The sequence below is a fragment of the Acinetobacter stercoris genome (genome assembly GCF_900323515.1).
GTDB classification, from domain to species: Bacteria; Pseudomonadota; Gammaproteobacteria; order Pseudomonadales; family Moraxellaceae; genus Acinetobacter; species Acinetobacter stercoris.
Map to the genome: position 1 here is coordinate 1 of NZ_OOGT01000133.1, position 10944 is coordinate 10944.

Annotated in this window: 10 protein-coding genes; 4 read left to right on the forward strand and 6 right to left on the reverse strand. The window is 36.9% G+C overall.

Annotation, left to right across the window (positions count from 1 at the left end; genetic code table 11):
* Window positions 1-304 precede the first annotated feature (304 nt).
* Window positions 305-1150 carry a carboxylating nicotinate-nucleotide diphosphorylase gene (gene nadC / locus KPC_RS13150; protein WP_121974819.1) on the reverse strand — a complete coding sequence of 282 codons (846 nt, stop codon included), beginning with the start codon at window positions 1148-1150 and terminating at the stop codon, window positions 305-307.
* Between the two features lie 169 nt (window positions 1151-1319).
* Between nadC and ampD the strand changes: the two genes are divergently transcribed.
* Together ampD and murJ are read left to right on the forward strand one after the other, a co-directional pair.
* The gene (gene ampD, locus KPC_RS13155) at window positions 1320-1907 is read left to right on the forward strand and encodes a 1,6-anhydro-N-acetylmuramyl-L-alanine amidase AmpD (protein WP_121974820.1); all 588 of its coding nucleotides are present in this window, start codon (window positions 1320-1322) and stop codon (window positions 1905-1907) included.
* 52 nt (window positions 1908-1959) lie between these two features.
* Window positions 1960-3510, forward strand: a complete 1551-nt coding sequence (gene murJ / locus KPC_RS13160; RefSeq protein ID WP_171334495.1) for a murein biosynthesis integral membrane protein MurJ — start codon at window positions 1960-1962, stop codon at window positions 3508-3510.
* A gap of 57 nt (window positions 3511-3567) precedes the next feature.
* Here murJ and KPC_RS13165 read toward each other — a convergent pair whose 3' ends face one another.
* From KPC_RS13165 to KPC_RS13185, 5 genes are all read right to left on the reverse strand, one after another.
* Complete coding sequence (locus tag KPC_RS13165; RefSeq protein WP_121974827.1) at window positions 3568-4257, reverse strand: FKBP-type peptidyl-prolyl cis-trans isomerase; 690 nt, start codon at window positions 4255-4257, stop codon at window positions 3568-3570.
* A gap of 47 nt (window positions 4258-4304) precedes the next feature.
* Window positions 4305-5012 (reverse strand): FKBP-type peptidyl-prolyl cis-trans isomerase, encoded by a 708-nt coding sequence (locus tag KPC_RS13170; protein ID WP_121974822.1) that lies wholly within the window; start codon window positions 5010-5012, stop codon window positions 4305-4307.
* 170 nt (window positions 5013-5182) lie between these two features.
* Window positions 5183-7384 (reverse strand): polysaccharide biosynthesis tyrosine autokinase, encoded by a 2202-nt coding sequence (locus KPC_RS13175; protein ID WP_121974823.1) that lies wholly within the window; start codon window positions 7382-7384, stop codon window positions 5183-5185.
* Between the two features lie 23 nt (window positions 7385-7407).
* Window positions 7408-7836: a low molecular weight protein-tyrosine-phosphatase gene (locus KPC_RS13180; protein WP_121974824.1), complete on the reverse strand. Its 429-nt coding sequence runs from the start codon at window positions 7834-7836 to the stop codon at window positions 7408-7410.
* A complete protein-coding gene (locus tag KPC_RS13185; protein WP_121974828.1) occupies window positions 7836-8936 on the reverse strand; it encodes a polysaccharide biosynthesis/export family protein in 1101 nt (366 codons plus the stop codon). Before KPC_RS13185 ends, KPC_RS13180 begins: the two co-directional genes overlap by 1 nt.
* A 240-nt stretch (window positions 8937-9176) precedes the next feature.
* On the opposite strand from KPC_RS13185, the gene tviB reads away from it, so the two are divergent.
* Together tviB and KPC_RS13195 are read left to right on the forward strand one after the other, a co-directional pair.
* Window positions 9177-10454 carry a Vi polysaccharide biosynthesis UDP-N-acetylglucosamine C-6 dehydrogenase TviB gene (gene tviB / locus KPC_RS13190; protein ID WP_121974825.1) on the forward strand — a complete coding sequence of 426 codons (1278 nt, stop codon included), beginning with the start codon at window positions 9177-9179 and terminating at the stop codon, window positions 10452-10454.
* A gap of 5 nt (window positions 10455-10459) precedes the next feature.
* The coding region (locus tag KPC_RS13195; RefSeq protein WP_121974826.1) for a glycosyltransferase family 2 protein at window positions 10460-10944 on the forward strand (485 nt) is incomplete at its 3' end.

The window sequence follows — 10944 nt, forward strand, 5'->3', positions numbered from 1 at the left end:
CATGCGTACATAGCTTTCAGGTAAAGCCAGTAGTGCTTTGATGCTATCTTGATAGATAAAAAATAAAAACACAGATAGCACNGCGACAAGTAAAAAAAGTACTTGCTGTTTCAAAAAAGGCATTTGATTTGGAAGATAATTTAAGAAGTAATTTATTATAATAAAAGTTGTGTTTTTTTCAATCAATTTACTTATCGTAATTTTTAAATTATATGATAACTATCATGATAATGAGTTTAATTTCATCAATTTTCTACAAGAACTTCCAGCCTCGCCAGATAGAAGTTCTTGTTTGGAAGTATTTTTAAGCGTTGAAACGCATGGATAAATCAATCGCTTTAACATCTTTTGTCAGGACACCCATAGATATATAGTCTACGCCAGTAGTTGCAACTTCACGTAAATTATCAAGAGTGATATTACCGGATGCTTCTAATTTGCAACGACCTGCAACATGTTTCACTGCATCAATCATCTGTTGTTGTGAAAAATTATCCAGCATCACAATGTCTGCTTTCGCTTCAAGCGCCTGATTGAGTTCATCCCACGTTTCAACTTCGACTTCAACAGGTTTTCCTGGTGCAATCGTATGTGCTTTTTCAATAGCCTCTTTGATACCACCAGCCGCCATGATGTGGTTTTCTTTAATTAAAAAAGCATCAAAAAGTCCTAAACGATGGTTTTGACCACCACCGACAGCAACCGCATATTTTTGGGCAATACGCAGACCTGGTAGGGTTTTGCGTGTATCGAGTAGTTTTGTATGAAGACCATCCAACTGTTTAACATAATAAGCAGCTTTGGTTGCGACAGCAGAAAGTGTTTGTATAAAGTTAAGTGCTGGACGTTCAACGGTGAGTAGACTACGAGCAGAACCCTCTAATTTAAGAAAAGTTTCATTGGCACAAACGTGATCACCATCATTTTTCAACCAGACGATTTTCACTGATGCATCATATTGCTGAATGAGTGCATTAACCCATGGTTGTCCTGCTAGCACCATATCTTCACGACTGATGATCGTTGCTGTTGCATGTTCATTTTCTGGAGTCAATAGAGCAGTGATATCACCATCCCCAATATCTTCTTGGAGTGCTTGTTGTACATTGATCTGAATCGATTGTTCAAGCAAAGATTGAGGTATGCTCATAAAAATCCCTATTTTTACCCAAAAAATTTTTGCCCTATCTTAGCATTGTCCTCTGATAAATTGAGAAGTTTTTATTTATATCGAATAGGATTACACTACCACTGGGTCAGAAATAGAATTTTAGCTCGCTGTTTAGATTTATACGGACGAGTAAATATAGGACATCCATATGTCAGATTTGACGAAATTCCAAGTGATTGATGGTGAGTTGATCGGTGCAAGACAAATTGCCTCACCTAATTTTAATCAGCGTCCTGAAAATACTGAGATTCAACTTGTTGTTATTCATAATATCAGTTTACCCCCTTCGCAATTTGGTGGAGGGTATATTGAACAGTTTTTTCAAAACAGGTTAGATTGGTCAGAACATCCTTATTTTAGAACCATTGAAGGGATGCAGGTTTCTGCACATTTATTGATTTTACGAACTGGTGAGGTCTTGCAGTTTGTCAATTTCAAAAATCGGGCATGGCATGCTGGACGTTCGTCTTATCTGGCTAAGGTCGAGTGTAACGACTATTCTATCGGAATTGAACTTGAAGGAAGTGATGATACTGATTTTGAAGATGTCCAATATCAGGTTTTGAGTGAAGTTGTTGCAACATTACAACTGGCTTATCCTAAAATAGAACAGCATCTGGCAGGACATTCAGATATTGCGCCCGGGAGAAAAACTGATCCAGGCCCACATTTTGATTGGCAGTATTTTAGAGAACTGTTGATGAATATAAAAAAACGAAACTCAGATATGAATTAACAACGAAATATTTTTTGAGTTTTATTACAATAGCGACTTTATTTTTGACTGGGTGAATACGATGGCGCTTTGGCGATCCACCTTTATCGTAAGTGCAATGACCATGTTGTCCCGAGTATTGGGTTTAGTGCGGGACATGGTACTGCTGAATGTATTTGGTGCGGGTAAAGACTTCGATACTTTTGTGGTGGCATTTCGTATTCCTAATTTCTTTAGGCGATTGTTTGCCGAAGGGGCATTTTCTCAAGCATTTATTCCTGTTTTGACAGAATATAAAACTCAGAGAGTGCATGCAGAAGTCCAGATCCTGATTAGTCGTGTATTTGGCTGTCTCCTCATGGTGATGTCGAGTCTGACATTGATCATGATGATTATTGCACCAGTGATCTTGTATCTTTATGCGCCGGGCTTCCATAACGATCCAGCCAAGTTTGATCTTGCTGTATCTATGTTCAGGCTGACCATTCCTTATTTGATGTTCATGTCTTTAACTGCATTTGCCAGCAGTATTTTGAATAGCTATGGTTCATTTTCAACGCCTGCATTTTCTCCTGTACTACTCAATGTTGCCATGATTGCAGGGGCTTGGTGGTTAGCTCCACATATGCAACAACCGATTATGGCTTTGGGATGGGCGGTTGTTGCTGCAGGTTTTTTACAACTGGCAATACAGATCCCTGAACTTTGGCGTAAAAAACTACTGATTCCACCGAAAATGGATTTTAAACATGAAGGGGTGGAGCGGATTTTAAAACTGATGTTACCGGCTTTGTTTGGTGTATCGGTGACACAAATCAATTTGTTGCTCAATACGATTTGGGCTTCATTCATGCAAGACGGTTCTGTGTCTTGGCTGTATAGTGCAGAACGTATGACAGAGCTGCCTTTAGGCTTGATTGGTGTTGCCATTGGTACGGTTATTTTACCATCCCTGTCAGCATCAAAGGCTGAGCAGGATCAAGAAAAATTCAAGAAAATGATTGATTGGGCAGCAAGAGTCATTTTCCTTGTCGGTATTCCTGCAAGTATAGCCCTGTTTATGCTTTCCACTCCGATTATCCAGGCACTTTTTCAGCGTGGTGAGTTTGACTTGCGTGATACTCATATGACAGCACTTGCACTACAATGTATGAGCGCAGGGGTTTTGGCATTTATGTTGATTAAGGTTTTTGCTCCAGGTTTTTATGCCATACAAGATACTAAAACACCCGTGCGTGTAGGGTTGATGGCAGTTGCTGCAAATGCGATTTTAAATGTCATATTTATTGGTTTATTTAAATTGATCGACTGGCATGCACCACACATGGCGCTGGGTATAGCTTCATCTGGCTCAGCTTTGGTAAATGCCGGGATGCTGTATTTTTATTTGCATAAAAGAAATATTTTCAGATTTGGTTCACATTGGAAGAAAATATTTGTGCAATATGCGATTGCAAATATTGCGATGATTGCCGCGTTATGGGCTGGCTTGCATTGGTATGATGGTGCTTTGTCACAATGGCTACGTATTGCTGAAGTTGCAGGTTTGTGTATTGTCGGTGTACTTGCTTATGCAATCGGGCTTTTATTGGCAGGTTTTAAACCACGCCAGTTAAAGCATTAATCTATTGATTAAAAAATAAAAACACCACATATGTGGTGTTTTTTATTTTCAAATTCTTTATGGAAGAATTTTTAGTAATTCAACATCAAAGATGAGAGTGCTATTTGGCCCAATTGCATCCCCAGAACCTGTTTCACCATAAGCTAAATTTGCTGGGATAAAGAAACGGTATTTTGCGCCTTCTTTCATCAATTGCAGACCTTCAGTCCAACCTTGAATGACCTGGCTAACCTGAAACTCTACTGGCTGATTCCGGGCAATAGAACTATCAAAAACAGTTCCATCAAGTAAGCGACCTTCATAGTTTACTGAAACTCTAGAGCTGGCTTTTGGAGATTTGCCTGAGCCTTTTTGTAAAACCTGATACTGTAAACCTGATTTGGTCGTTGTTATACCTGTTTTTTTTGCATTTTCAGCTAAAAATGCTGAACCTGCTTTAGCATTAGCTGCCGCTTCCTGTTGAAATGCTTCGAGCTGTTTAGCTTCACTTTGCTTTTTATATTGAGTCAAAGCCTTTGCCATTTCTTCATCTGTCAGCAAAGATTTTTGACCATTCGAGCCTTCTTTTAAACCCTGAATAAATGCATCAAGGTTAATATCTTTTAAGGTATCCGCATTACTACGTCCCATGACATAGCCATAACTGTAACCTAATTGATCTTTTTGAGGGCTTTTATTGTTAATTACTACAGCAAAACTGCTAGTAGTTAAACTGATTAGTGCTGTAAGAAGTAGTGTTTTTTTCATCATTTTAAAGCCCTGAAAGGAGAGTTGGAAACTCTCCTTAATTGCTATTACTTCACTTGAAGAAGTTCAACATCAAAAATGAGAGTACTGTTTGGTGGAATTGTTCCTGGTACACCTTGTTCGCCATAAGCAAGTTTAGCAGGAATGTAGAATGTAGTTTTACCACCTTCTTTCATCAATTGTAAACCTTCAGTCCAGCCAGGAATGACCTGATTTAAAGGGAACTCTACTGGTTGACCACGGTCATAAGAACTATCAAATACTTTGCCATCTACGAGTTGACCTTTGTAATGCACTTTAACCATTGATTCGGCTTTTGGTGATTTTCCAGAGCCTTCCTTGATGACTTTATATTGCAGTCCAGATGCGGTTGTGATCACACCCGTTTTTTTAGCATTATCAGTTAAAAAAGTATTACTTGCGGACTGTGCCTGTTTAGCCTGGTCAAGTTGTTTTTCTTGCATTTGTTTCTGGAAATCAACATATGCAGCTTGTAGTTCTTGTTCTGTATATGCACGTGGTTTATGTGCATGACCATCACGTATACCATTAATAAATGTATTTACGTCAACTTCAGGAGGTGTCTGGCTAGCAACTTCATAACCAAGTGCATAGCTAATCTTCTGAACTGGAGTTGCATTTTTATTCACTTTACTCGTTGCTTCTGGTGCAGGATGTTTAGTTGCATAATAAACAGGAACAAGTGCAGCACCGCCTAAAATGACTGCAACAACGACGGGTAAGGCTTTACTCATAAGAAATCCCAATTAATTTTATCTTTAAAAAGCTGCTTTGATCTTAGCAGGATAACCGCATTAGCATATAACTTCTGTATCATAAACGATATCTTTTTTCTGTGAATTGAATCTAAACCATATTCAAATAAAAAAGCTAGATCAGTAGATCTAGCTTTTTAAAAGAGATTTTATTCATCTTTATTGGCTTTATATGCATAAGCATAATTATAGCCATATCCATAACTATTACTGCCACGCTGAATGTCATTTAGAATAAAGCCATTGACTTTAGTACCTGATTGTTCAAAACGGTTTAAGGTCAATTCAAGCTCTTTTATGTCAGTTTTTGCATATCGAGCAACAATCAAATTCACACCTGTATATTGAGAAACAATGATACCGTCAGTAACTGCCAGAATAGGTGGAGTATCGATGAGAATATAGTCATACAGTGCTGAAAGTGTTTCCAACATTTCCTGAAATTTACTTGAACTTAGCAGTTCAGCAGGATTTACAGGACTCTTGCCACGTGTCATCAGGTCGAGGTTTGCAACTGAAGTGGTATGAATGGTTTGTTCCAGACTATTTTGACCATTTAAATATTCTGATAAACCTGGTTGAAGCTCCTGATCAAAATACTTATGTAAATAACCGCGACGCAAATCGGCATCAATCAGTAACACACGTTTATTACTTTGAGCAAAAATCACTGCCAGGTTAGTTGAAATAAACGATTTACCAACCTCAGGTGCAGGACCTGCAATAGCAATGATATTATTTTTAGCATTATTCAATGCAAAGTGAATGGTTGTACGGATACTTCTCAAACTTTCAATTGCAATATCATCACTGTGTTTGACAGCCAAGATCGGAATAGATTTTTTCTTCTTGAGAATTTGAACACGGTTTTCTTGCACTGGTGAACGGGGAACAGTTGCATAGACTGGCAAGTCCAGTTCATTCTCGATTTGGCTGGAGTCTTTGATTCCTGAGCGTAAAATATTACGTAATAACGCAATTAAAACACCTACAAAACCACCGACAAAGAGAGATAGAGCGAGAATAATTAATTTTCTAGGCTTAATCGGTTTTACAGGTTCCACGGCAGTATCAATAATACGGACATTACCAATTTCACCCGCTTTAGCAATTTTCAATTGTTGATAGCTGTTAAGTAAAGTTGTGTAAAGCTCAGTATTTACTTTTACATCACGATAAAGTTGCAGGTATAAACGTTGTGTTTCTGGAAGTTGGGTTAAACGATTATTCAGATCAGCCAGTTTTTTATTGATCTCGGCAATTTGGGCATCGATCTGTCTGATCATCGGATGGTCATTGGTATATTTGGCAGAAAGCTCGGCTTGTTGTTGTTCTAACTCAATTTTGAGCTTTTCTAGGTCTATATTCTGTTTGAGTAACAGTTCTGACTCTGCATTGACATCAACAGTCTTATACTTTTCACGGAACTGGTTAAACTTGATCTCAGAATCCTCAAGTTGCTTTTTCAATTCAGGCAATTGCTTATCCAAAAAGGCTAAAGTTTGTTTGGATTCTAAAGATTTACGTTCAATGTTTTGTTCATGATAAACATTCAAGACATTATTGAGTATCTGGGTAATTAACTGTTTATCTGTACCATTAAAATTTAAACCAACAACACCTGTCATTTTTCCTTTTTCAGCAACTGCATAATTGTTATTAAAGTTATTAACTGCAGTAGTTAGTGCTAGCTTAGATAATGTAAAATTTTGCTTTGCTAAATCGCCTTTCGCGTAGATCTCTATTTTCCATAGACCATCAGCCGTTTGTAGTTGATTGAAGCGATTTAAACTGCCAGTAACAACTATTTCTTTTTTATCATTTACAAGTTCAAACTTATTTTGTTCCTTAAAAACTAAAACTAAAGGTTTATCTAAGTATTCCTGTGGTACCTGCAACTGTTTGATAACCAGATTACCATTTGGATTGGAGTAAAAAACAGAATTATGGCTATATTTTAATATAGTGTCGTCTTTTGAGGTTAATTTACTAAAAATCGAGTTACTATTATCTAAAATTGAAATATCAAGATTAAGATTTTGAATAACCTGACCTAATACTAATCGTGATCTTAAAATCTCTATTTCAGGATCAGCTGGAGATTTACCACCTATACCACTATTTGTGAGTTTGGATAAATCACCTAATAAAGCAGCTGATGTGCCTTTGCTATCCTCAACCTGTACCATGGCATCTACAGAATATATTTTGGGTGTGACCCGAAGATATAAAAGCGCACAAATGAGACTTAGAATGATACAAAGTGCAATCACTTTCCATTGTGCAATTAACGAAAAGAATAACTCTTTTAGATCAATTGTATCTTCACTAGTTTTAGAGTTTTGGTTCATAAGTTAACAACTAATTTCGAAATTTATAAATGTGATTGCCAAGATTGACTATACGTTAAAATATTTTGACAGGTTTGGTCAAAAAAAGTTTGATCATGTTGATAAGGATCAGGCACATTTTGATCATGCCAATGACCTAAACGAAAGACTTTTCCTTTGGCAAAAGACCAGGATTGTTCAATATGTTGTTTCTGATTATTACTCATGACAAGAATCAGGTCAGATTGTTTAATTAGTTGGGCATTGATTTGCCTGGCAACATGCTGGCTCATATCAATGTTTAATTTTTCCATACAATGTATAGCCTTAGGGTCAGCTCCATGACCGACTAAGGCAGATAATCCAGCAGATTGGATATTTAAACTTGGATGCTGCTGCTTTAAAAAGTATTCAGCCATTGGGCTTCTACAGATGTTACCAACGCATACGACAAGAATATTTTGAAATTGCATTAGTCAGCACCCAATCTATCCGTTGTATATACTAGATTTGAGAAAGGAATAATCTGGTTAACAATACGTTGCCAACGGGTTAAACCTGTCGCATCTATATATACAATATCATTTTTTTGCATCTGGAATTGATTGGCCAAAGCGAAATTACCAATACTGCTTAAGTTCAGTTTATAAATAGTTGAGGCTTTATCTGCTGGATTGGTTCGCATGACATAAATACGTGCTGAACTCGCTGACATAGGGTTAATTCCTGCACTTTCACCTAATACATCACTCAAGGTCATACCTTGATCACGTAAAGAAAGTGCCTGGTTTCTGTTGGACTCACCCATAACATACAGCTTTTGATCCTGCTTAACATTGACATAAATGGTGTCATTGGGTTGTATTAAGAGTTTATGTAGAGAGTATCCCTTTTTTTCTAGTTCTATAGTATTGAGGCTATATACTTGATTATTACGAATCAGTTGGATATTGGTATTATCTCCAGTTTCTGGCTTAACACCGCCAGCCAAACCTAATGCTGTATATACACTGATCGGTTGATCATTTAAAGTGTATTGACCACTTTTCATCACCTGCCCATTTACAAAGAAACGTTTTCCCTCATAGGATAACACGCGAACCACGACGTCAGGAGTTTTTAGATATTTTGCAAATTGGCTACGTAAGTAGCGATTTGTTTCTGCAAGTGTTTTACCTGCGATATGTACTTGACCGACTAAAGGTAGCTGGATGTTGCCATCTATATCAATAGGATAGCCTGAAGCTTTAATATTGCTTGTATCTTGCTGCATCGGAGGGGTGATTTCTGGATATGCCCATAACTGTATAGATAGAACATCACCAGCAGCCAAACGATATGGCTTTAAGCTGTCGTTAAACAAAGTGGTGATATTTGCATCAGCGTTGGAAACTAGCTGATTTGTATTAGGAATACTTTCCGAGGTTAACGGAACTACAGAAATATCTACCCCTTGGTCGGTTGTATAGTGGCCTTGTTCGGGTAAGTCATAGGTTTGGAGTCCTGAAACGATTGCACACCCAGTAAATGAAATTGAAATAGCTAAAAAAAGTGCTGTACGATAAGACTTCAAATCCAAAACCCTTTGTTTGTAATTCATTGTAGCTTGATCTTCAATCATAAAATAAATTGAACATTAATTTTCATAAATTGTAGATGATTATGCAGGAAAATTATATCTCTCTTTCTATTTAAAAATTGTAGTGTTTACGCAAATGTATATATATTTATGTGTTATAGTCGGGCAAAATTATATATATGATCATTGTTGTTATCAATGTTCAATTACCTGAATAGAAATCTGGAAGCATCTATGTTTCAAGCTGAAAATTTAAAGATAGCCATCATTGGGTTGGGTTATGTTGGTTTACCTTTAGCAGTTGAATTTGGAAAGCATAAGCCGGCAATCGGTTTTGATATTAATCAGAATAGAATAGATGAGCTCAGGTCAGGTCAAGATCATACGTTAGAAGTTTCAGAACAAGAATTAAAACATGTCCGGAATTTAAGTTTTTCATCCGATATCGATGCTTTGGCACAGTGTAATTTTTTTGTTGTCACAGTACCAACACCGATAGATGATTTTAAACAACCTGATTTGACACCTCTTGTCAAAGCTTCGCAAAGTATTGCAAAAGTGTTAAAGAAAGGGGATATCGTGGTTTATGAGTCTACGGTATATCCAGGTGCAACTGAAGAGGTGTGTATTCCTGAGCTAGAAAAATATTCAGGTTTAAAATTTAATCAAGACTTCTTTGTTGGGTATAGCCCAGAACGAATCAATCCAGGTGATAAGCAGCGTCGAGTCACCAATATTTTAAAAATAACCTCTGGTTCAACATCTGAAGCCGCTGAATATATTGATCGAGTTTATAATCTGATCATAGAAGCTGGAACGTATAAAGCACCAAGTATTAAAGTCGCAGAAGCTGCTAAAGTCATCGAAAATACACAACGAGATGTCAATATTGCTCTAATTAATGAATTGGCTCTTATCTTTAATAAGATGGAAATTGATACGGAAGAAGTATTGAAAGCTGCTGGCACGAAATGGAACTTTTTGCCATTTAGACCAGGTTTAGTCGGTGGACACTGTATAGGCGTTGATCCTTACTATTTGACCCACAAAGCAGAATCGATCGGTTTACACCCTGAAATTATTCTTGCAGCCCGTCGGTTAAATGATCGTATGGGCGAATATGTGGCGACTCAGCTAATCAAGGAAATGGTTAAGCAACGCATACAGGTTGTAGGTGCACGGATACTTATCTTAGGTTTGAGTTTCAAGGAAAACTGCCCGGATATCCGCAATACTAAAATTGTGGATATGGTGAAAGCACTTAAAGAGTATGATCTGGATCTGGATATCTATGATCCTTGGGTGGATAGTATTGAGGTTGAGGCAGAGTACGGTCTAGCACCAATCACTGAGTTAAAAGATGGGTTATATGATGCAATTGTAATTGCTGTTGCTCATGATCAGTTTAAAGAAATGAGCTCAGAGCAAATTCATGCACTAGGTAAACAGAATCACGTTCTTTACGATTTGAAATATGTTTTAAATGAAAATGATGCAGATATAAGGCTCTAGCTAATATGTTATTTAGTATTATTGTTCCAGTATATAATGTTGAATTGTATTTAAGAGATTGTTTAGATTCTATTTTTTGTCAAGATTTTTATTCTTGTGAAATTATTTGTGTTAATGATGGCTCAACAGACAACAGTCGTCATATTTTGGAAGAATATAAAGATAGAATTACAATCGTTGATCAATCTAATCTTGGGTTATCTGCAGCACGAAACACAGGCTTGAAACACTCGAAAGGGGATTATGTGTGGTTTGTAGATAGTGATGATATGATCGCAAAGGATAGTTTTGTTAAATTAGAAAAGATTATTGCAGATACAAGAGCTGAAATAATCTTTTTTAGTGCGGAGAATTTTATAGATACAAATATAGTTAAAAAATGGGGAGAATATAATCGAAAGTTTACTGGAATATATAAAGCTATTGATTATTTTGAGCTGCAATGTGATTCTAATAATTATTTCGTTTCTGCATGTATGTATATCTTCTG